At 57.3% G+C, this 23043-nt stretch carries 19 protein-coding genes; 11 read left to right on the top strand and 8 right to left on the bottom strand.

All coding sequences use genetic code 11. The annotated features are described in order from the left end of the window. Nucleotides 1-212 precede the first annotated feature (212 nt). Nucleotides 213-512: an AbrB/MazE/SpoVT family DNA-binding domain-containing protein gene (locus EXE47_RS15680; protein WP_094520693.1), complete on the bottom strand. Its 300-nt coding sequence runs from the start codon at nucleotides 510-512 to the stop codon at nucleotides 213-215. A 269-nt stretch (nucleotides 513-781) separates the two neighbouring features. Between EXE47_RS15680 and EXE47_RS15685 the strand changes: the two genes are divergently transcribed. Beyond that, the gene (locus EXE47_RS15685; protein WP_049933543.1) at nucleotides 782-1717 is read left to right on the top strand and encodes a UbiA family prenyltransferase; all 936 of its coding nucleotides are present in this window, start codon (nucleotides 782-784) and stop codon (nucleotides 1715-1717) included. Between the two features lie 112 nt (nucleotides 1718-1829). Further along, nucleotides 1830-3464 carry a histidine kinase N-terminal 7TM domain-containing protein gene (locus EXE47_RS15690; RefSeq protein WP_137703964.1) on the top strand — a complete coding sequence of 545 codons (1635 nt, stop codon included), beginning with the start codon at nucleotides 1830-1832 and terminating at the stop codon, nucleotides 3462-3464. 52 nt (nucleotides 3465-3516) lie between these two features. Here EXE47_RS15690 and EXE47_RS15695 read toward each other — a convergent pair whose 3' ends face one another. Then, nucleotides 3517-4836, bottom strand: coding sequence for a methyl-accepting chemotaxis protein (locus EXE47_RS15695; protein WP_137703961.1), 1320 nt, complete (start codon nucleotides 4834-4836; stop codon nucleotides 3517-3519). A 128-nt stretch (nucleotides 4837-4964) separates the two neighbouring features. On the opposite strand from EXE47_RS15695, the gene EXE47_RS15700 reads away from it, so the two are divergent. Continuing rightward, a complete protein-coding gene (locus EXE47_RS15700; RefSeq protein ID WP_137703960.1) occupies nucleotides 4965-5357 on the top strand; it encodes a DoxX family membrane protein in 393 nt (130 codons plus the stop codon). A 509-nt stretch (nucleotides 5358-5866) separates the two neighbouring features. Here EXE47_RS15700 and rdfA read toward each other — a convergent pair. From rdfA to EXE47_RS15730, 5 genes are all read right to left on the bottom strand, one after another. Then, the gene (gene rdfA / locus EXE47_RS15705; RefSeq protein ID WP_137703959.1) at nucleotides 5867-6463 is read right to left on the bottom strand and encodes a rod-determining factor RdfA; all 597 of its coding nucleotides are present in this window, start codon (nucleotides 6461-6463) and stop codon (nucleotides 5867-5869) included. Between the two features lie 162 nt (nucleotides 6464-6625). Beyond that, entirely contained in the window at nucleotides 6626-9565 is a 2940-nt protein-coding gene (locus tag EXE47_RS19065) for a plasmid replication protein RepH (protein WP_241988292.1), read from the bottom strand. Beyond that, nucleotides 9565-9909 (bottom strand): hypothetical protein, encoded by a 345-nt coding sequence (locus EXE47_RS15720; protein ID WP_137703958.1) that lies wholly within the window; start codon nucleotides 9907-9909, stop codon nucleotides 9565-9567. The genes EXE47_RS19065 and EXE47_RS15720 overlap by 1 nt, the downstream gene beginning before the upstream one ends. Further along, nucleotides 9909-10412: a hypothetical protein gene (locus tag EXE47_RS15725; RefSeq protein WP_137703957.1), complete on the bottom strand. Its 504-nt coding sequence runs from the start codon at nucleotides 10410-10412 to the stop codon at nucleotides 9909-9911. Before EXE47_RS15725 ends, EXE47_RS15720 begins: the two co-directional genes overlap by 1 nt. A gap of 222 nt (nucleotides 10413-10634) precedes the next feature. Further along, nucleotides 10635-10943, bottom strand: a complete 309-nt coding sequence (locus EXE47_RS15730; RefSeq protein WP_137703956.1) for a helix-turn-helix transcriptional regulator — start codon at nucleotides 10941-10943, stop codon at nucleotides 10635-10637. A 375-nt stretch (nucleotides 10944-11318) separates the two neighbouring features. Between EXE47_RS15730 and EXE47_RS15735 the strand changes: the two genes are divergently transcribed. From EXE47_RS15735 to EXE47_RS15745, 3 genes are all read left to right on the top strand, one after another. Then, complete coding sequence (locus EXE47_RS15735) at nucleotides 11319-11648, top strand: MarR family transcriptional regulator (RefSeq protein WP_137703955.1); 330 nt, start codon at nucleotides 11319-11321, stop codon at nucleotides 11646-11648. Beyond that, the gene (locus tag EXE47_RS15740) at nucleotides 11649-11891 is read left to right on the top strand and encodes a repressor phrH2 (protein ID WP_241988291.1); all 243 of its coding nucleotides are present in this window, start codon (nucleotides 11649-11651) and stop codon (nucleotides 11889-11891) included. Nucleotides 11892-12102: 211 nt separating this feature from the next. Then, the gene (locus EXE47_RS15745; RefSeq protein WP_137703954.1) at nucleotides 12103-14145 is read left to right on the top strand and encodes an ATP-binding protein; all 2043 of its coding nucleotides are present in this window, start codon (nucleotides 12103-12105) and stop codon (nucleotides 14143-14145) included. A gap of 24 nt (nucleotides 14146-14169) precedes the next feature. On the opposite strand, the gene EXE47_RS15750 is transcribed toward EXE47_RS15745, so the two are convergent. Beyond that, nucleotides 14170-14436: a hypothetical protein gene (locus tag EXE47_RS15750; protein ID WP_137703953.1), complete on the bottom strand. Its 267-nt coding sequence runs from the start codon at nucleotides 14434-14436 to the stop codon at nucleotides 14170-14172. A gap of 140 nt (nucleotides 14437-14576) precedes the next feature. Between EXE47_RS15750 and EXE47_RS15755 the strand changes: the two genes are divergently transcribed. From EXE47_RS15755 to EXE47_RS15780, 5 genes are all read left to right on the top strand, one after another. Next, nucleotides 14577-15788, top strand: a complete 1212-nt coding sequence (locus EXE47_RS15755; RefSeq protein ID WP_137703952.1) for a DNA cytosine methyltransferase — start codon at nucleotides 14577-14579, stop codon at nucleotides 15786-15788. Between the two features lie 459 nt (nucleotides 15789-16247). Beyond that, on the top strand, nucleotides 16248-17438 hold the full coding sequence (locus EXE47_RS15760) for a hypothetical protein (protein ID WP_137703951.1): 1191 nt from the start codon (nucleotides 16248-16250) through the stop codon (nucleotides 17436-17438). After that, a complete protein-coding gene (locus tag EXE47_RS15765; protein ID WP_137703950.1) occupies nucleotides 17435-18157 on the top strand; it encodes a hypothetical protein in 723 nt (240 codons plus the stop codon). Before EXE47_RS15760 ends, EXE47_RS15765 begins: the two co-directional genes overlap by 4 nt. A 685-nt stretch (nucleotides 18158-18842) precedes the next feature. Then, nucleotides 18843-20471, top strand: coding sequence for a ribonuclease H-like domain-containing protein (locus EXE47_RS15775; protein ID WP_137703949.1), 1629 nt, complete (start codon nucleotides 18843-18845; stop codon nucleotides 20469-20471). 62 nt (nucleotides 20472-20533) lie between these two features. After that, a complete protein-coding gene (locus tag EXE47_RS15780) occupies nucleotides 20534-23017 on the top strand; it encodes a DEAD/DEAH box helicase (RefSeq protein ID WP_137708514.1) in 2484 nt (827 codons plus the stop codon). The last annotated feature ends 26 nt before the right edge of the window (nucleotides 23018-23043 follow it).

Below are 23043 nucleotides of genomic sequence, written 5' to 3' on the forward strand. Positions count from 1 at the left end.
TCGGCGGTTCGGTTCGCGCAGTACAGGTATTGCTGGGCGGTTCGGTGGAGTGCGTCGCGTTGCTCGTCGGAAACGGCGAGTTTCACGACGGCGGTTCGACGCACGCCCATAGTTTCAGAGAGTACCCGACGGTACTTATGTGGTCGGGAGTCAGTCGGTCGAGGTGTGGTGGTTGTGTCGTCCCATGTCGGTTTCCTCCCCGACCTACTCGCTCACTCCGTTCGCTCCTTGAGGTCGGGGGCTCCACCTCGAAAATGCTGAACGGCATCTCTGTGTCTGTGGGCAACCGGGTCGGCCCCTTCAGAAATAGGTGTCGTCTCTCCCTGGTTCGAAGACGCTTCTTCAATGAGTTGTTCCATCTTGTCGAGAATTTCGTCGGGGCTGTCCTCTGGCTCAACAACTGCTTTCCCGTCTTTTTCGCGGATATCAACCTCTGTTCCCGGAGTAATACCAAGTCGGTCTCGCACTTCTTGCGGGAGGACGATTAGCCCTTTTGAATCCACTTTGGTCATATTCCCACTCAGAGTGGGAAGAAGTATATCGTTTTGATTATTACTATAATTCCAACATCATCTCTGAATAAATAAATTGTATTACCAACTACTGGTAAGAGATGCGAACAGCAAACACATTATGTCAGAAAAACGATCATTCGCGAAACCCGAAAACGGCCTGTTAATCTGATGAGAAGTATCTATCTATCTTTATTGTCAATTAGAAGTAATTTATAGCTGGCACCCAGGGAAGCAACAGCGTGTTTTCTTGCGGTGTCCCCAACAGAATGTCAAAGAAAAAACCAGAACGGACGGGTTCCGATAGACAATCTACCGGAACCGGTAGCGGTTTTCGTCCATCGGTCAAACTGTGGCATCGCATACGAAAAGCCTGTATTTTCCTCCAACTCGATATTGTAGGCATGGGGATCGCGGGAACACTTGTCACGATGGTGATCTTGTCGCTCGAGCCATCCCTGGCACCCGTCGTCGTTGGATTGGTCGCTTACGGTGTCTACGTCGGTGACAGAATCAGCGATGTGCGATACGACCCACAAGCGACGTCCGAGCGAAGTGCGTTCATCGGGCGACACAGGCGTCTTCTTTCGATCACGTCTGCTGGAGCATACGGACTTGCAATTACTCTCTCGGCGCTTGGTGGCCCACTTGCGCTTGCGGTCACCCTCATTCCAGGCGTTACTTGGATCTTGTATGTAGCAGATCTGTCTGAACGATCGCTTGTGCCGGTCCAGCGACTGAAGACCATCTTTGTGCTTAATTCTACGCTTGTGGCACTGGCGTGGGCGACAGCAATGGTAGTCCTGCCAATTGTGTTTGCCGATGCCGCAATCACGCCACTTGCCATTGTGTTGGCGGTTTACTTTTTTGCCGATATTTTCGTCAACACTGAAATTCCGAACGTCCGCGACATCGAAGATGATGTCAAAAATAATGTCTCAACGTTCCCGACTGTCGTCGGCGTCAAGCGGACACGGCATCTATTGTACATCATCAACATGCTCTCAGTTCTCGTCGTCATTGGCGCGTTTCTTAGCGGATTCCTCCCAGCACTTTTTGCGTTGGTCCTTCTTGCTGGACGAGTGCTGGCGGTTTTCCTCAATAGTCGAATTGGGCGTAGTAACGACTACCGTCGCCTGGAGTTGCTCGGTGAGATGAACTACGTGTTCGTGGCGTGCGGACTGTTCATCGCTATCATCGGGTAATCCACGGCACTCTCTTTTTTATTGACCGTGGAAAGTTAAATTTCTTAGACATAAAGTTAGTATACATAGATGTCCTTGTAAGACTGTGTCAAATACTATCTTTCTGCTGTCTGTGTTACACATCTCCGTCGTTCTTGGCTCAGCTTCGGCTATTTTAGCGTGGAGAGAGGGGCAATCTCCGGGGGCGAGACCTCTCGTACTGTTGCTGGCCGGGCAGGTGTTCTGGTCGCTTATGCTTATTTTTCGACTCCGAGCACCTGGTGTGGAGGCAAAGCTATTCTGGATGTACCTGATGTGGATAGGCGTCGTTGCAATCCCACTCGGGTGGATGCTGTTTGCGTTATCATACACTGGTCACGATCGTTTTTTGAACTGGAGATATGTATCGGCACTTACGGTCGTCCCGGTGGTGACCGTGATTTTAGCCATTCTCGGGCCGACTCAGGGACTTCTACAGATCAGTATCGCACAAACACCAGATCTCAGCGTCGCCCAGAACGACAGCGGAGGCATCTGGTATTGGATTGTTGCCGCTTATACGTATTTACTGGGTGGCGTGGGTAGTGCCCTGTTAGTCCGGTTGGCCCTGAGCCAGATGGCTGCGTTTCGGAAGCAGGCGTATACGCTGATTGGGGCGTTGATCATTCCCTGGGGTATAAACCTATGCTACCTCACAAACGTGCTTAGCACGCCTATTGACCCGACACCAGTCGCATTTTCAGTTTCTGGCGTCATCTACCTGACCGCCATTCGACGGTACAGTTTACTGCGAACGAATCCGGCACCGAACACTACCGCTCGAAGACTCGTATTTGATAGTACCCAAGAGGGGATACTTGTTCTTGATTTGAATGACAACGTGATTAACGTCAATGGTCCAGCACTAGAGATGCTTAATGTACAAAGAGACGAACTGCTCGGATCATCTGCGCCAGAGACGATTCCTAAGTACGAGGCATTTCCAGATTCTGGAGTATTTGAAGACTTCCTTACGATACAAACCCACTCAGGTAAGCGGGACTTCAAGATCAAAACTGTCGAGATTACTACCCAGCGAGGGCAGGTCATCGGGAGCATGGTGACGTTACAGGACGTGACTGAGTTCTTGCGCCAAGAACAGCGTCTACAGGTTCTCAATCGCGTGCTTCGCCACAACATCAAGACAGAAACTAACCTGATACTTGGGTATAGCGAGGACCTGCCGACGGAAGCAGCCGAGCGCGTAAAACAAAGCGCACTTCAAATCGATGAGTTAGGACAGAAAGGTCGCGAGGCAATCCGGCTTTTCAGTCGCGCTCGAGAAGAATCCGACGTCAGATCGATAGAGATGATACTTGAAGAGCGGCTGAGAGAGGTTAGATCACGCTTTTCCGACGTTACATTCGAGCTTCAGTGTCCTGACCAAGATGTACCCGCCGATGTGCTTGTTAGTCCAGTGCTTTCGAACGCTATCGAAAACGCTGCTGAACACAATACCAGTGACAGTCCACATGTTGAGATTGTCGCCAGCGTAGGCGAACAGGTACAGATCGAAATCCGCGATAATGGGCCGGGGATACCCGAGCACGAACTATCCGTACTTTCTGAAGGAACCGAATCTGTGCTTCACCATGGAAGTGGGCTCGGGCTCTGGATCATCAAGTGGGGAACCGATCTCCTCGGCGGTCGTGTCCAGTTTGGCGAAAATGAGGTGACCGGAACTGTCGTCAGCATCTCACTCCCACGGAAGGAGCCGTCAGCGAACTAGAGCGGAAACGTGGGATGAGACTGTTCGTCTGTCCGATCACGAGACATCTACCTCAGACAGACGTGTTCATGACCTCTGCGAGTTCGCGGTCAATTTGTTTGACCTGCCGGGTTAGCCCCGCGACCATCTCTGTTTGATTGTCGTTTTCGTCAGCAATCTCTGTGACTTCTTCACTCACGAGGGCAGCCCGTTCAGAGACATCGTCGACAGCGCTCGATATCCCTTCGGCCACGCTCGCCTGCTCATCCGTTGCGTCTGCGATCTCGGTGATCCCGCTTTCGGTTTGCTCAACCACCGTTAGAATCTGTTTCTGGTTTTCGAGGAGGCCTTGGATGTCGTTTCTCGCGGACTGGATCTCGGCGTTTCCTGCTCTTACTTCGGTAGTCGCCGTCGCAGCCTTCTCTTTGATCCTTGCGACGATTTCTTCGATCTCGTCAGCTTGATCTTGTGAGCGATTGGCGAGGTTCTTCACTTCGTCGGCGACGACCGCGAACCCATCACTGTCGCTGCGTGCCGCTTCGATGTTGGCGTTCAACGCGAGCATGTTCGTCTGTTCGGCGATATCGTTGATCACGCCGACGAGCTCTTCGACTTGTTCGATCTCGTTTTTCAACTCAGCGACGTCGTCTGCGACCGAAGCTGACTTCTCGGCTGTGTCGTCCACTTGGTCGATAACCTCCCCCGCGGTGTCGACGGACTCTTCGGCGAGGGTTCTCGATTCCGCGCTTTGGTTGCTGACTTCCTCGGCACTGGACGCAATCTCTTCGATAGTGGCGCTGAATCCGGAGATCTCGCCTTGGGTACTCTCGAGCTCGGCTGCCTGCTCGTCGACGAGCTGGCTGATTTCATTCGAGCGATTCGCAACTTCGGTTGTCGACTCGCTCAGCTGTTCCATCGATGTCTCGACATTGTCCGAGAGCTCTTCTTGGAGGTCGGCGAGCGTCTCCCGCTGTTCGACGACGGTGGTGACATCGAAGAGCAACTCGACAGCCCCAACGACCTTGCCAGTGGGTGTCTGTATCGGGGTTCCAATCGCGCGCGCATGTGCTTTCGTGCCGTCCGGTCGTTCTGCGGATCGGAACTGGTCTTCACGGATGGGGGTTCCAGTACGGAGGACTTCTTCGGCGAGGGTTTCATCTTCGCCTTCAGTGCCGAAGACATCGTATGCGTTCATGCCGACGGCTTTGCTTGCGGGAAGGCCGATGAGGCCGGCTATTGCGGTGTTCCACTGGGTGATGTCACCATCGGCGTCGACGACGAATGCTGCTTCAGGAAGGTCCTCGATGAACTGCTCGAACGACTGTCGCCAGAAGTCCCCGCCAGATTCGGCGCTACTCTCTTGTAGCTGGTCGTTGTCTGTGGCTGCGGCCATATCGGGAGGCGTCTATCGGGGTTAATATGGGTTTTGACTGTATTACTATATTTGATAGAGATGTGTAACAAATCCGCCTCATACGATGATCATGAGTCTTATATCACCGGCTATTTTACCAGCTGGTAATGTCTGAAACAGACACCGACAGCACAGAAAAACCAGCTCTTCTTGGCCGAGTACTGTTTGGATCTGGCCTTGTAGCGCTTGCCGTGCGGAATCTCACGAATCTTGATGGACGGGTTGCATACGCCGATGCAAAAGGGGTGCCTGAGGCAGAGACACTTGTGCCGGCAGGTAGTGGTCTTCTTCTCGGCGGTGGTCTCGGAATTAGCGTGTGGAAGGCTCCAAAACTCTCTGCGAGCGCTGTAGCTGCGTTTTTGATAGGTGTGACGCCACTCATACACGACTTCTGGGCAGTCGACGAGGAAGAGCGCGGTGGGGAACTCACATCGTTCCTTCAAAATATCACACTCCTTGGCGCAGCACTCGCTTTCTTCGGTCGTGCCAGAGAAGAATGAACTACCCTACTTCACCTGAAGATAGGCGCTAAGGCCCTTTCCCCAGCGAGCGACCGAAGGGAGCGAGCAGGGAGGGGATACAGCGCCGTCATCACCTTGACACCCTCCCCGCGCTGAATTCGGCACGTCTCCGAGAGACCACCACTCAGTAACCGACCCCATCCTACTTCGCTCGCACTGACAAGCTCGCTCGTTGAGGGTGGAGCTTTGATGTGGTCCTCGCCGTCAGTTGACGCGACGGGGCGTTTTGTGCGCTCCGCCCACCGAACGCCCTTCGGGGTCGGTGAACCCACCATTTGGGGCCGGGCTACTGCGGCCCGTACTGCGCGGGACTTGTGCCAGCACAGCACTAGTTGCCAGTACGGTGGGATGTAAATTAACACTTGCTCAGTAGTATGTCGGTTTCCTCTCCGGCCTACTCGCTCCCTCCGGTCGCTCCTTGAGGTCGGAGGCTCCACCTCAAAGTATGCTAGGTATTTCAATAGAATGACAAAAAAGAATGAGCGAAATTAACGCGGCCGACTACAGGTAGGACAGCCGTCGTTTCGCAGATACACCGACATCTCGGTGTTGGTCCCGCATGTCTCACAAATACATTCCGTCGTAACCTCTATTTGAGGCTCTGCTCCGTATACTTGGTTGTGGGATACAGACCGTGAGATAATCCCCGTAGCAATCGTCTCTGTCTTTGTTTCGATCTGTCCTAAACTCGCAACTCGCGAGTGAATATCATCGACCTCACGCTCATACTCAGTATCACGATACTCTGTCAGATACGTATATATCGATTGATATGAAACCATGTCTCCGCCGACTTCGTCGGTGTCTACTCCCCTACTATCGAGATCATATCCTGTCAGCGATTTATCCTTATTTTTGATGATCGCGGCACACTCCTCAACAAGTGGTCTATCCCAGATAATACCCGCTTCGCGGAGTGCTGCATCGAGTACACGGATGTTGAAGAATTCCGCGAGTTCACGACAAGAGCGCCGGGTACTCTCGGGCTTTGTCCACTCCGCAACCATTTCGTCGCCAATGCCGTCGAGGTCGTACTTGTCGATTACTCGAACAATCTTCGGTCGTGTACTTGTGGCGTTACGCATCGTTAGTGGACACGGTGAGACACAGGCGCTGATTCCGCTGTTCGACGCTAGACGTGAGTTGAGATGAGGCCTCTTCACAGCGGGCGACGCGGATGTGTGTCTCCTCTTTGGTGGGCGAGCGCTCGCAGATGGCGTCGGTTGTACGATCGCTTGCTGAGTGTCTCATTGGGACACACCCCGTGGTAAGAGGAGACGTCGGTGGTTGAGAAGCGATACGGTCGGTGCGTAGTATTGTGGTGTCATGCGTGGTTCATCGGTGATGGTTTCGAGCGCTGCGGCTGGTCGGTGGCTGTGATGAGTTGGTGCGTCGGTGATTGCGGTACAGTCCTCCCGGTGCGGTCCCCACTGGTTCACCGGAAGGGCGGTGTCAAGGGAGGTGACAGTCGGGGCGTGTTGATCCCACGTGGGGATTCGATGTGGGTGTCGCCAGCCGACTCGGAGTGGAACCCACAGGGTGGGGGCGAGAGCGATTGAATGTGTTCGTGAGCGATGCGTCAACAGCGGGAGCCAGGAATGGGGGTGACCGAGGCACGGCGACGGCTGTGGTGACGGGTGACTGGGTTCGTCGGTGGTGACCCAGCGTCGGTGGCCATCTATCTGGACGGCCTGTACTCGGTCAAGCGCTTGGACAGTGCCAATCCGGCGATCATAGCTACTGGCCGCAATGTCGGCCCGCTCGAGTAACGCTGAGCGGCCGAGCGGCTCGTCGGCTCTGAGTAGGGTCGCATACAGCGCCGTCGCCGTTGGTACGAGATCGGGACGGAACCGCGCGACAGAGAGCGTCGCCGCCGCGCGTTCAACCGCAGCCACGGTCGGGGAGTGAGACTCGTTCAGCGCGCGCAGGAGGCTTACCACGACATCGTACGGGCACGCACGCCGCGTGGTGTCCGACAGGCCGAACGAGCGGAGACAGAGCCGCACGAGCCGCTGTCGCTCGTGGGGTGTCCACTGGGCGTCGTGGGTCATCGCGATCTCGTCAATCACCCGCCGGATGGCGGGGTAGGTCGTCCCGTCGACGACCGGGATCGAGAGCGTGGGGGCAGGTTCGGTGCCATCTGCGATCGCCTCTCGCACCGCGGTGAGCTCTGTGGTGAGTGCCTCTTGGATCGCATCGCGGAGATCGGTGATCGTCGGGCCCGCAAGTACCCACGACATCGTCAGATCCATCGTCGCGTCAGGCTCGACGTCGTAGGGAAGCCGCCGCCGCAGTTTGGGCGGGCGCTCTTCGAACAACATGCGGTAGCCCGAGTGAACTCCGTAGACGGATTGTTTGGGCACCGTCTTCGCGAGGAACGTACAGAGCTGCCGGCGTTGCGTCGAGTTTCTGATGAGCGCCTCGGTGTCCGGGAGTCTGATTGTGGTCGTCAAATCAACGCCGATCGCGTGATACAGGTGGGTAGCCGAGGCGACTAACCCGTGGAGGTCTTCGAAGAGTTCGCTTCGGGCGGCACCGTTGGTACTGCTCGTGTGTTTGGCGACACGAGCGAGGAGCGTATCGCGAACAGTCGTGATGCGCTCACGCCACGCCGCATACGTGTGCTCGTCCTCGCTGTACCAGCCAACCTGGTGACCACGACACAGCACTCGTGGGGCGTCTTGTTCGAGATCACCACGGTGGATTGCCTCGAATGCGCGGCCGAACCGCGACGGCGTCAGGACCTTCGAGAGCGCCTTATGGCTGAGTAAGACAGCCGCGAGACGTCCCAGGGTGGCTAAGGGCCCACCCCACTGGAGGACGACCTGCGCCTCGCCGGGGGTGTGGCTCAGATACCCAACCCGGCCGTCATCGAACGGGGTTGGGGTGTCATCGACGAGCGTGACGCTATCGTCTTGGGCGGGGGTTGTGAACCGGTCGTGTAGGTGGGTTTCATCGACAGTGTCGGGTCCCCTGAGCCACTGGACAAACTCTCCGTCGGCGTCGGGGTCACCCGTCGCCGCCAGCCACTCCTCGAGTGGGGGTGGGGTGTCACCTGTGGGATCCCCCCGGCGGGGCGACACTGTACTTGTGACATCGTGAGTGGTCGCAGTAAGATCGTCAGTCAGTCGGCGTTGTTCGGGATGGACGAGGTCGCCGGCAGCGTCGAGATACCCAGCCACGGCCGTCTGACCGCGTTCAGAGAGTGTGACGCTGTGGTGAGTGCCTCGACGGTCGACGTCGACGAGCCCACGCGTCTCGAGATCAAGGACGTACCGGCTGACCGTCCCTGCCTCAATGTCGATCGCATGATCGTGTTCGAGATCCTGGTAGGTTCGCCCAGTGGTAGCGTCGAGATTGGTGAGGAGGCGTCGTTTCCCCGGTGTGTGTTTGAGCCCATCGAGCGCTTGCCAGGCGGGGTGGCGCTCGTCGGTGGTCGGCTCGTGGGACTGCCCGCGGTGGGGATGCGGGTGGGACCGATCCCGGCCATGGGTAAGATCGAGGTGGATTTCACACCACTGTGGGTACCGCTGGGTGAGGTGGCGTTTGAGCGCCGGAGAGACGACAACGCGAACGTCGAACCCGGCTGCGAGCACGGCGATGGTCGCGAGCGCGCGAACGCCAGTTCGGCGGTCGGTGAGGTCGGTCCAGGCTGGGCCATCGAGCGCGAGGGTGATCGCTCGGGGAGTCGCGTCGAACTCGCGGTGGAGCGCGACTGGTCCCTTTGCGAGTGCGCCAAGCCCGGCGTTGACCGCGCCGCGGCCGGTGCCGACTGTATGAACCGTGTCGCGTAATTCGTCGTGGCGTTGCGTGTGATATGACGACTCGGTGTCGCCGTCGACGAGCGCCAACTCGGTAATTGCCTGCGTGTACGCGACGGCCTCGGCGGTCGCATCATCCCACGTGTCATCGAGGGAGTTCCACTCCGGAAGGGTGGTATCGAGGAGTGACGTACTCGCCCGCCACGGGTTGGTGTGGGGTGTCTGGGTTCGGACTGTTTCTGTACTCGCCTCACGAAGCTGGTCGAGGAGTTCGGGTATCCACTCGGTCAGCCGGGGCGAGACGCTTCCACAGTGGCTGCCGGCGGCGTCATACTGTGTGGTTGGACCCACAAGATGGACGCCACGCTTGTGGCCCTGGTTGGCGGGCTGTGCGTGCCCGCAGCGGGCCTGCTTGTCTGCTGGCATCACTTGGATGGCTCCCAGTAGTTGACCACCGCGACGAGCCGCCGGAGCAGCTCTCGGATGTACTGGCGGACTGTTCGCGAGACAGGATCGACACTGCGGGCGGTTCGGATCGCGGCCGCGATGTCTGGATGGTATGTCTCGTCGATAGTCCGCGTCGCTCGGAAGAGCGCCGCCTTCACGCCGGCTGCGTCACTGGCGGTACTCGCGGTGAGCGCCCGCCGAAGGTGTGCGATCGTCGCGAGGGTGATGTCCGAGTCAGTCGTTGGTGGTCGGGTGGACGGACGCGTTCGGTAGTGCTTGGGCCGTCGTTGTTGAGCGGCCTCGGTGCGGGATGGTAACCGCATTAGTCATCACCCTCCGTTGCCGCTGGGTTACTGACAGTCACCTGCGCCCGGGCCTCGCGCCGTCGCTGCCGGTGAGTCGCTGTCGGCGTGACCCGCTCGGCGAGGGGTGTCTCGGGCGGGAGCCAGCGGATCGTCGTCGTCGCTGGTACGCTCACGCCTAGCGGGACTGGCTCGACGAGAATCGGCCACGTGGATTGGGTCGCGGCGTCTGAGGCCATCCCGATACGCCCGGCGACGAGGAGTTCGTGGACGCCGAGCGTGAACACCTCCTGCTGGCGGTGTTCGGTATGTGCGCACACGCAGTGGCCGACCTCGTGGGTGCGCTGGTCTGCCGGCTTGTAGACGTACGCGACGACATTATCGCCCTCGGTGAACGTGCGCCCGCAGTGTTGACAAGCCCCCGACGTGGACGCAAGCGACAGCTGATCGAGGCTTGCGATGGTGTCGTTCGTGAGGGTGCCTGTTAGCGTTGCGTCGGCGGACTGCTGGTTGTCTCGACTCATGGCCCCCGATTCACGCTCGCGATCGATTGGCCACAGTACCACCCACACCGCGGGCAGACCCACCCGTTCACGAATCGGTTGACGAGTCGGTCACACTGGCGGCACCGCCAGAGCTTCTTCATCATACGCGGCCCTCGACCGCTTGTTGAACGGTGAGATCGTCGAGTTCGCCGGTGAGGGTCTCGCGAGCGTCGAAGCGGAGATGCGGTGGCTGGGTGTGATTCACGCGGCATCACCCTCCGCCTGCCACGCGCGGCGCGCTTCGAGGGCGCGGCGGGCCGCCTCGGTGAGGCTGTACTCGTTGGTGCGCCGATCGCGTGCCCGCTTGGCAACGAGGTCACACTCGACGAGCGTGTCGAGGTTCTGGTAGAGGCGGCTGTGGTTGATCGCCTCGCCGTAGTAGTCAGAGAGGTCCGCCTTCAGGGCCGTCCCTTTCCGAGCATTCTCGTGGGAGAGCGCCCAGAGGAGATCGCGCTGGAAGGCGGTGAGGTCGGCGAGCGCGTCGCGGTCCGGGGCGCACTCTGCGCTCATGCGTCGACCTCCGCACAGGAGTAACAGACGGGAATGTCGCGCTCGGCGTCGAAGCCGTCAGCCGGCGCTGGGCAGCACGCGCAGCCGCCATCGGTTTCGCTCGATTCTCTGGTCGTCGCGCAGGGCTTAAACCCCGCAGTTGCTATCGTCAGCATGGTTCTGTGTCACGACACAGAACCCGACCCGGCCGGGTGCTGATGACACCGCGACCGGGATTCCTACATTCTCTCACTAGCCGAGGGTTCGTCGCTCGGGCTCCGTAGTCGTTTCAAAACACCGCAGTCTTATCAATGTAACGCTGGTACTTTGAAAGTCAGAAGACTATCTCAAGAGATAAGCGACCGTAATATAGGCAAAGGCACACCAGTGTTGGATATGAGATATGCAGGAGAATGGATGACTGCGGCTGATGATCGGATTCTAGAGTATCTCTCTGAACACGAGGCTGGTTCTCCAACGAAGATGAAGCGTGAAGGACCGATCCGATATTCGCGTCAGCAAGTCCACCGTCGGTGTAAGAAATTGGATGAAAATGGTCTAATCAAACATCTCGGAAACGGCGTCTATGTGATTACTGACGACGGTGAAGCGTACCTCGACGGTCGGCTCGACACCGAGAATTGGACCTACATCGACGACGACAGCGATGCCGTTGAGGCACACGATCCGGCAGACAGTGAAGCCTCGAACGGGGGAGCGACCTGAATGCGCAACTCCGTCCCGTGGATGGGCGGTCTCGGCGAGAGAATTTTAGAGCGGCTCGCTGACGGCGGTGACGCTGGTGCGTGGGAGATCGCGTTCGATATTCGCGGGCGTGTCAGTCAGAGTCGGGTGAGTGATCGGTGTGAGGTTCTGGCGGATGCTGAACTCGTTGAGCAGTACGAACGGGAGATCGTTGACGGGCGCTACGAGACTTACTGGCCAATCACGACGTGGGGTGAGCTCTGAGTGAAGATGTCGACCCGAGTCTTGATGTGCCCGTGCTGAGTCCGCGGCCACCGCATGCGACTAGATCAGATTGGTGGGCTGGTTTCTAGATTATTCTCATCTCGCTGCTGACTTTTGATCCCGGAAGAGTATCTGAACTAATTCTGGTCAGCCAACTTCATGATGAGAGTCAGATATTTGTATTCTGACTATTGATTAGAAATTAATCAATATGGCCAACGTTCAAGACGGAGTCAGTTACCCCGACAACGAACCGGACCCAGTGATGCGAATCGGAATGGAAGTTCTCGAACATCTCGGTATGAACATGTATAGCTCTCTTCCTGCTGTCATTGCCGAATATGTAGCAAACGGGTGGGACGCAGGTGCTACGGAGGTTTACGTTAATATTCCAGAAGAGACGATGAGTGAATCTTATGAGATTACTATTAGAGATAATGGGATTGGCATGTCCCCAGAAGAACTCAATGAAAAATTTCTCATGGTCGCGCGAAAGAGAAGAAAGAACGACGAGCCAGGTGGTATTGCTACTGTTTTAGGAAAAGAGCGTCGGGTTATGGGCAGAAAGGGTATTGGAAAACTAGCTGGCTTTGGGGTGGCAAAATCGGTTGAAGTTGAAACCATTCGGGAAGGAACTCGGGTCGCTATCCGGATGGATTATCAACAGATCCAGAGCGAAGCAGAAGACGCAGATATTGAGGAAAAAGGGACTTATGAACCAACTATCACCGCTTATGAGGAAGGTGTAGATGAGGAAAAACACGGCACCCAAGTCAAACTCACTCGGTTAGATCGAAAGCAAAGACCAGCGGTATCCAGGGTCAGAAGAAAGTTATCTAGAAAATTCGGAGTTCTGGACCGTGATGACTTTGACCTCTACGTAAACGGAGATGAGATTTCACCTGAAGAGCGAGATCTCAAACGGACATGCCAAGATGATTTTATTTGGACTATTGGTACTGAGGAGGACGATGACATAGATGGTACGGTTGATGCTGAAGAGGGCTACTTTGTTGATGGATGGATCGGTACCAGAAAGTCAACTGTTGATGATCTCGAAAACGGCGTTGCTGTCATGGCTAGGGGGAAACTAGCGCAGGAGCCAGCGTTCTATGGAGTAGAAGGCCAAGGGGTTACTGGCCAGCACGCTCTTTCCTATATGCTTGGAGAGGTTCATGCCGAGTTCATTGACGAAGATGTTGACCTAATTGCGACGGACAGAGGAAGTGTCAGGTTAGAATCTGGAAGGGGGAAAAAGCTACAAGAATGGCTATACAGTGGCATTAAACAGGTTTGTAGCGAGTGGGCTAAAAAGCGTCAAAAAGAACAGATGGAGGAGGTAAAGCAGTTCGATGTCTACGAAGAGCGAATTCAGGACTTGTCTTCACGTGAGAAACGACTCGCAGACGATTTCTTAACCGAAATTGCGAAGATCGATGGGTATGGTGAGGAGGCACTCAAAGACACCGCTGATTACGTCGCAACAGCTGTAGAGCGGAAAGCCTTCGCTGATCTATTGGAAGATATCGAAGAAAGAGATTATGAAGACCCTCGGAAAGTAATTGAGCTGTTCGAAGAGCTGGAAGTTCTTGATGCGGTAGAAACCTTCCGCAGAGCGGAAAATCGACTCCAAGTCATCCGTGAACTCGATCTTCTCATAGATATTGAGGTCGGGGAAAAGGACCTACAGCGATTTCTTGGTAGAAATCCCTGGCTTCTTGACCCACGATGGGATTCTTACGAAAGAGAGGTCCGATTTTCAGAAGCACTAGAAGAAAGATTTGGTGACGACGAGGAACGTGAGAGTAGTGATAAACGCATAGACTTCGTGGCACTTGGCGATAGCTCCTCAATCAAAGTGATCGAATTAAAACGGCCAGAAGCGTCCGTCGGATTTAGTGAACTCTCTCAACTAGAGAGATATGTCTCTTACATCCGGGATCTTGAGTCAAGCGATACCGAAAATGGACGTTCTGTCAGTGGCTATATTATTGGAGGGAAGATATCCGATACTAGGGAGGCACGCGACAAGGTACAAAGTATGGAGTCGGGCCCTCACGAACACATGACGTATGAAGACCTGCATCGAAGAGCGAAGAGGGCATACAGCGAATTTATAGAGGTTGTTCAGGAAAAGTATGAGGTAACGGGAGATAACCGGCTTAAACAGCGAATGGAGAGTCTTAAGCAAAAAGCTCACGAGGGAGAGAAATTGTATCCAAAAGAAGGTGGGGCAGAGGCCATTACCGACTGATTGGCTCGCTAATTATTCATACGCCTATCTGATTTCTCCTATAACAAACTCCCACTCCAACGTCTCTGAATCAATGCGTGCCACGCCAACTGTTGTCGTTTCGTCGATCGTGTTGATATCAATTTGATCCCGAACGTACGACTCCAAGGAGAGCTCTTCGAGTCGCCACTCCTGCGTATCTAACTCCGGCGGAATATCCTCTCCAGACACCACATGTACCGATCGAAGTGTTCCGTACCGTTCCGGTGTGACCTCTACTTCGACCGGGAACTCAACGAGGTCACGGCTCATACGTCGACTTCAACGCCCCACGATATGAAATTTGCTCAGGTACATCCGGCTCCGTGGCGAGGCTCTCCCAGACAAGTCGCCTCTCCAACGGTTCTCCCAGTACCAACGATTAAATACGGTTGAGCGGCACTCTCCGATAGATGAGTCAGCAGGACCTGACCTACGTCGATCTGTTCGCGGGAGCTGGCGGCCTCTCCGTCGGCCTCGAACGCGCCGGCTTCGAACTCGTCCACGCCGTCGAGGTCGACGACGACGCCCGCGCCTCGTTCGCGAACAATCGCGAGGGTCTGGAACCGGACGAGCTGACGCAGGATATCCGCGAGGTCGACAACCAGGATGTCACCGAGGTCGTCGGCCGCGACACCGTCGACCTCGTCGCCGGCGGCCCGCCTTGTCAGGGATTCTCCGAAGTGGTCAGCCCCGACGGCAGCGACGACCGGAACCACCTCTTCGTGAATTTCATCTCGTGGGTCAACGAGCTCGATCCGAAGGCGGCGCTGTTCGAGAACGTCCGCGGGATGCAAAACACCGCCGACGGGAAGTTCCTCGACGCCGTCGAGGAGTCGTTCGGCGAGATGGGCTACGACGTCAGCTACCGCGTCGTGAAGGCGTCCGACTTCGGCGTCCCGCAGCAGCGCCACCGCCTGCTGGTGCTCGCGACGAAGCGCTCGACGACCGAGTTCCCCTTCGACGGCTTCGAGTTGGACCCGATCGAGACGCCCGGCGTGATCGCCGGGATCGGCGACCTCCCAGAGGTCGGGCCTGGTGAGGAAAAGACCGAGTACGACGCCGAGCCGACCACGGTGATTCAGGACGACCTTCGCGGCGACAACACGGAACTCACCCACCACCAGGCCGCAAACCACACCGAGGATATGGTGGAGATGATATCGCACATCTCCGACGGCGGAAACCGGACCGAGATCCCGGACGAGCTCCAGCCGTCGTCGGGCTATCACAACTCCTACTCCCGACTCGACTCGCAGGAGCCGGCCGTCGCGATCACGTCAAATATGTCGAAGCCCTCCAGCGCCCGATGTATCCACCCGTTCCAGCACCGTGGACTCACGCCGCGTGAGGGAGCGCGGCTACAGACGTTCCCCGACTGGTACCGCTTCGACGGCGGGCTTGTCTCGGTCCGGAAGCAGATTGGGAACGCGGTGCCGCCGTACCTCGCGGAGTCCGTCGGCTACTACCTCAAGCAGAGCGTCTACAGCCAGACGCTGACCGACGAGGAACGAGAACGTATCTACAAACTTCGGTGCGGCGGGATGGAACTCTCGGAGTTCGAGGAGGAGAAGTCCGATATCGGTGGCCACGCGCAACAGGTCACGCTCGACTTCGCTGATTAGCGCGATAGATCTCCCGGTCCTGCTACTCTGTTGTCCGACGCTTCCCACGAGGTACTGTAATATGAGCATCGCGAGCACGATCTGAAATGCCTCTGAGAACAACTTAGACAACCACCTGAGCGCAATTACAGCAAGAGATGTCGATAGCGTGTATTCGTAGTTGATGAGGAAGATACAGAAGCAAGGTACCGGGAACCGCGTCACAATCTTCAAAAGACCGAATACGACCAGATTTTTGTGAGGGTTTTATATGCCGCGTTCACCGTTTTGCGCCGACTCCTTCCTTTCAGGCCTGCTCGTGCCGTCCTGGATTAGGCAGGACGACACGGGTTGTGGAGAGATGACGCATGCTACTTCTTCCCACTTTCACGTTATGGTTTCATCATAATACGAATACTGACGGGACATCCGCAATGCGAACTTTTCTAAGAGTGTCTGCTAAGTGGACAGTATATCCAGATGAGCAGATGGAGCGACGATCGCGCTGATCACGAACACGAGGCGATCGAGGCGTTTCTGCTGGGTCACTTCCCGAGCACTTACTTCGAAAATCAGTCGGACCTGTCCGAATACGACGACTCAGACGAGGAAATCTCTGACGCGGAGCGTGCGATAATCGAGGCGCTCGTATCGGAGGCGGAGACGCAGTTCGCGTCCTCCAAGGGAACGCTCGGGCTTGCGATCGACTTTGTCGTTCTTGCCGAGGAGCTGGCGAAACACGACGATTGGCTCGCCGGCTTCGACCCGGACATCACCGTCAACGACATCCTCGACCGATACAAGAGTACAGCGAAGTCGTCGCTGACACTGAAACGCGGCAGTACTCGAGAAGGGATTCGAACGTACCACAACGAACTGATCGAATTGTTCCGGGAGGACCTGAACCGGACCAATTTCCCGAGTTCGCCCGGCCACCACACCGGCGAGTGGGAGCGGTACGACGACATGCTCGAACTCGCGTTCCGGCTCTCCCGCGACAGTCGCTTCGTCGCCGCACAGGAGCTCTTCGACCTCGGGCTGGATCGGTTGGAATCGAGCGAGTACGAGCGACGTGACCCACCGTTCGAAGAGCCGTTCCTGAAGGTACTCCGAGACTACACGCGCAAGGCGCCCAACGAGCAGGGCGGATCGGCGTACCAGGCTCTCTGTTACGGGTACGTCAAAGCGGAGTGGCCGCACCTGTCTCTCCGCGCCAGCAAGGTTCGGACCGGTTCCTCGCGCCAGCAGCGGTACGGCGACATCGACGGGTACCACGGTCCCGACCTCATGATCTCGGTCGAGGTCAAGGACCGCGTCATCGACGAGTCGAACGTCAGTGCCGAGCTCGGCACGATGATGAAGGTCGCACAGAACACGACCGCCATCGCCATCGCGATCTGTACGGAAGTGGGTCCGGAGGCCCGCGAGACGCTCGAAGAAGCAGATGTTCGTGTTCTGGATGATGAAGATCTCGCCCGGCAGCTCCGCTTCTGGGACTACCACAAGCAGAACCGCGCCCTTCACGGGATGGTCCACTTCTTCGCGAACATCGAGGAGAACCCCGATGGCGTTCAGCGACTCCTACGATTCGTTTCGAGCATCGACTCGGACAACCGCGTCCTCGACCATCTCGCGGATTCAGACGTACAAATGGGGCTCGACGAAACATGAAGCGGCCGGAAGTTCAGGAGCGATTCGTCAACCATGATGCGGAGCTCCCCTACGGACTCGAAGTCCCACAGGTCGTGAACGCGATCGAGAGCTTCTACGAGTACTGGCACGAGGTGAACGAGTGGCACCTCGAAGAGGGGTACGGACGGTTCCACGAGCAGTTCCGCGCGAACAACGCGATTGGTGGGTTCGTCAGCCATCGTCTAACGACCCGTTTCGCAGAGGAGTCTCCGGACTTTGTTCTCAACCGTCTCGATGACGGGTACCCCGACTTGCTCTATGATGGGACCGACCACGAGTGGCCCGATAACTACGCCGTCAAGGACTCGGACAACGGTCCCGGGTTGGAGGTCAAGGCGTCGATGGGGAACACGTTCTACGCGCACCACAACGTCGAAGGCTGGCTTCTCGGGATCCATTATCGAATAAACGCGCGAAGTGATTCTCCCACCGAAGATGCTCCCGCCCCGGACGACACGCCGCCCATCGAGGTCACGCAAGTCCTGTGCGCGAGTATGGACCACGAGGACTGGGAGTACCGAGACGCGGAGGGCTCGAACCGGACGAATACCAGCGAATTAAAAGCGAAAGTCGGGCTCCACGAGATGCGGAAGAACCCAGTAATTGAGATGGAGTCTGCGATCACCGGAGTAGGGGACCTACTTCAAGAGTACAAGCGGACCCACGCTGAGTTCGACCCAGGCTACTCGGTGTATTGACCTCCTCCTCCGCGTAAACGGGGAGGAATCCGACCATCGGATTCGGGCGGTCGTCGCCGTCTGGTTCCAACCCGCACTCGGAGGGAACCTGCGACACACCGGGGGAACTCTCGTTTGTTTTCCTCGTAGGGCTGTGGCCCGGCCAATGAGGCCCCGTCGGAATCCGTGTCATTGCCGTGTGAACCACCGCTGGTTCGCCACCCCTTGTGGTTCGGGGACGGCCTCTCACCGATTCCGTAACACCCGTGATTACTGGAGGCCACGGAGTTCAAACTGCCGGGACAAACGAGCCGAGTGTCGCTCGACCTCCGCCTGAAGACGGAGGTATGCGCTTGTATCTCTAACACGCCGATGGATTTGATCGAGACGATCAGCGTCGGTTGCGGGACGCGGCTATTGAGCTCACAGAATAGAACGTCTCAGTTCTCATTTCGAATTCACCACCGGTCACAGAGTTGTATGAGGAGCATGACGCGTTCTCAGTGACGTACGTCGATGCGACGCGAGCGATTAACAGCGACGCAAGTAATCGTGGCGAGGTTGCTGAAATCCTGATAACGAACGTCCAACCTGAGAACCGGCGGCGGAAGACGCTCGCAGATTTCACTGAGTGACGACCTCTTCTAATCACTTTCACGCCGCTCTTCGAAGATTAATATGCTCCCGGGTCAACGTATCAGTTGAGATGACCGACGAGCCGGATTCTGCTCGGCACTCCGACTCCACCCGTCCACCACGGTTGAGTACTGACGGTGGGGAGACGGGGCCGCAACTGCCGGTGTTGCCGCCTCCGGATGAGTCGCCGACTCGAATCCTTGCGCTTTCTGGGGCCGCTGTGAGCAGCTCTCACCGCGATACCATCACCGCGATGGTCGATAGCTTGGATCCTGATGTGCTTGTTGCGACGGAGCCGCAGGCGAGCATCGTTGGCCCGGCTCTCAATCGAGAGTTCGATTTCGATATGCTTGAAGTTGGCACCGGGATGCGGCCGGACGTGGCGGTTACAGACGAGGATCGGTGTGTTGTCATAGCGTTGCCGATGGGTGAGGAGTCGCTCGACCCGGAGCGGATTGCGAGCAGAGTCGGGATATCTTCAGTGGGAGAAGATCTGGCTGATGTAGCGACGACTTCTCAGATCTGTCTGATTGACCAGTCTGTTTCGTTATCTGTGGATCCGTATGCCCGGTCAGCAACACTTGAGGGGCTCCGTACCTATCGCGGTCGCGTTCCGGACAACTGGTGGACGGCGCGTACGGTTCATCTTTCGACGGCGTTACGAGCTGGGTTCACGACGACACGGAGTCATGGAGACGATGGTGACTCGCAGTTTGTTGGTGTCGGGACGTCGAACGCCGATCTCGGTGTTGGTACGACGGCGGATACGACACAGGCAACGCTCGTTGCCCTCTGTTCGAATGGAGCAGTTGATGTCTCCGAGATTGATCCGCAGAAATTCGGCTTGCGCGGTGTTCCGGAGATCGGTCCGACGCGGTTTGAGACGTTGCGTGAGGCTGGCATCACTACTGTCGATGGGCTTGCCGACACTCCGCTCCGGCAACTCACCGAATTATCTGGGTTGGGGCGAACCTCTGCGAGCACGATCCAGACCGCTGCGGAGGCACAGTCCACGAACACTGTCCGCCCGACGGGTGATGATTCGCTACCGAATCAGGAGCCGGTGTTCATCGACATTGAGACGGATGGGCTGAATCCATCGGCGGCGTGGCTAATCGGGGTGCTCGACGGCGGCCCTGAGGATGGGCACTACATGAGTTTCCGTGAGCAGGCGGTCGGTGACGGGTCCCATTTGAAGGCGTTTATGACCTGGCTCACTGGTGCCGCAGCGAGGCGGCCGGTCGTCGCATGGAACGGGTTCCGATTCGACTTTCCGGTCATCACCGAACAACTCCAGCAGCACCACCCCGATCTCGTGGAGGCTTGGACCGATCGCTATCAGTTCGATGCGTTGTGGTGGGCTACGAAGAAGAACGGCGGCAACGCAGCGCTTCCTGGGCGAACGAACAAGCTGGAACACGTCGCTGACGCGCTCGGCTGGGAGCCGTCGACGAACGGGATCGACGGGGCCACCGTTGCCAAGCTGTACACGGCGTATCGAAGCCAGGTTGCTGGGGAGGCGAACGCGGGAACCGTTGTTGAACCGGACTGGGACCGGTTGGAACGGTACTGTGAAGACGACGTGCGAGCGCTCGCTACGATCTATGAGCATCTCGAAGCTGCTGCGCGACGGGACTCGGAAACGAAGACGCCGACCGGTGAAAACAGCTCACAAGGCTCGCTCGCCGATTTCTCCTGACCATGACTGACAACCATTCACCTCGATCCGAAAACGGGAATTCAACCGACACGCGGATGCTGATGCCTGACGGAGGGACTGCTCGTCACCGCGAGGTACTCTCTGAGTCGGAGCTGAAAGAGTCGTTCCCGGACTGGCGTGAACAGATCCGGCATAGCGAGCGCCTCAACGCGCAGTCTGCTGAGACTGTCGCTCCCGAGGACGTGCTTCAGGATCGGCTTGCGTCACGGCTCGGCCATGATCTGTACTCACATCAGGCTGAGGCACTAGAGTTGCTTGCGGCCGATGAGAACGTGGTGATTACGACGTCGACCTCATCGGGGAAGACGCTGATCTACCAGCTTCAGATCGCACGGAATCACCTCGCTAACGATGATGCGACCGCACTTTGTCTGTTCCCGACGAAAGCGCTCACAAACGATCAAGAACAAGCGCTGAACGATGGGTTGCGCGGTGAGTTGGATCTCGATACTCACATCGGGACGTATGATGGTGACACCAAAGATGAGCGGAAGCGGACTGTTCGTGAGAATGCGAACGTTATCCTCACGAACCCGGCCGGGTTGAACGTCTACTTACCGCGCCACAACAAGGATCGCGGCTGGCATCGCTTCTACAGTAATCTTGAGCTCGTGGTGATTGACGAGGGCCACGAGTACGGCGGCGTCATGGGGACTCACGTTGCGTGGATCTTGCGCCGGCTTCGGCGCGTACTCGCCCACTACGGTGCGGATCCGCAGTTCGTGATCACGACTGCGACGATCGGTAATCCGGCTGCTCACGCCTCCACATTGACCGGGGCCGAGTTCAGCGTCGTCAGCGAGGATGGGTCGCCGCGTGGGAATCGTGATATCGTGTTGTGGGAGCCACCGCTCGATGACGAGGCGCTCGAAGGGTATGATGATGGCAGCGGCGACCTGATGGAGGGGTTCGAACAGGCGCGTCGGTCCAGTGCGCGTGAAGCGTCCTCCGTGACGGCGCACTTGGCGGTCAACGGGATCCAGACGCTACAGTTCACGACAGCCCGTCAAGGAACCGAGATCGGCGCAAAACAAACGGTACAGGCCGTTCGTGACCACCCGCGTGATGGGTACATCGACGTTGAACCTTACCACGCGGGCCTTGGCAAGCGGAAGCGTCGATCCGTCGAAAACCAGTTGAAAAGCGCTGACCTCGATGCGGTCATCTCGACGAACGCGTTGGAGCTGGGGATTGACATCGGGTCGGTGGACGCAACGGTGACGGACTCATATCCGGGGACCAAACAGTCCTTCTGGCAACAGATTGGGCGGGCGGGCCGCGGGACGAGTGACGCGCTCTCAGTGCTTGTTGGGGGGACAGACGCGATGGATGCCTATATTCTCGATAATCCAGGGTATCTATTCGATGACGACACCGTGGAGGATGCGGTGGTCTCTATCGATAACGACCGCGTCTTCGCAGACCACCTGCTCGCGGCGGCCGCCGAACGTCCGCTCACGGCTGAGGACGCGCCGTATCTCGGTGGTGAAGACCGGTTCCGAGAGATGACAGCCATGTGGCAAGACGCCGGGTTACTTGAACAAGCGGGGGATCTCGACGCTGGCGGTATTACCTACGCCGGCGACCGACGCCCGCAGAGCCGGATCTCGCTGTACGGGACGACGGGCATCGATTACGAGGTGGTCTGTACCAACGGCGAGATTGAGCACGACCCGGTCGCTACGGAACGAGCTTACCGTGACTACCATGAGGGGGCGTTGTTCCTCCATGCGGGCCAACAGTACGAAGTGACAGAGGTGGACCACGACCAGCCGCACCCGCGAATCCACGTCGAGGAGGTGGCTACCACGCACTACACGCAGACGCTGTCAACCAAGCAGGTTCAGGATCTCGACGTCAAAGACCACACTTCGCTGGCAGGTGACTATGATATCTACTTCGGGACAGGGACGGTGCGGATCACCTACGGGAGCTACATGGTCCGTGACTACCGAACGGGCGAACTCATTGACGGACCGCTTCCGACCGAGACACCACCGCTTGATTTACAGACCGAGCTCCTGTGGGTCTCGCTGCCCGAGGACCATCTACGGACGACGATCAATGCCCTTGATGCGCCGCTCTTGGAACCGACGGAACGCGCAGGCGATGATCCGCGAGTGCCGATGGAACAAGCGCGGTACACGTACGCTGGCGGGCTCCACGCCGCTGAACACGGGATCATCCAGCTCGCACCGCTGGAGCTGATGATCGACAATCACGATATTGGCGGGCTCTCAACGCCGTCGTACCCACACGAGACGATCCCAGGGCCGACATGGTTTGTTCATGATGGAATCGACGGTGGGATCGGCTTCTCAAAGGCGATATACGAGCACATCGAGACACTAGCGGACCGGACACGCGAACACATTGCTGACTGTGAGTGTGGCCGTCGCCGGGGCTGCCCGCTCTGTGTCATGAGCGAAGACTGTGGGAACAACAACGACCCACTCGACACTGCGACTGGGACGATGATTCTTGATGACTTGTTGGCAGCGTTCGATACACAGTCAGAGAGGTAGCGAGGTATTCGACGCGGAACAATCCG

Origin of the sequence: Halorubrum sp. GN12_10-3_MGM, assembly GCF_005435235.1 — an archaeon.
Taxonomy (GTDB): Archaea; Halobacteriota; Halobacteria; order Halobacteriales; family Haloferacaceae; genus Halorubrum; species Halorubrum ezzemoulense.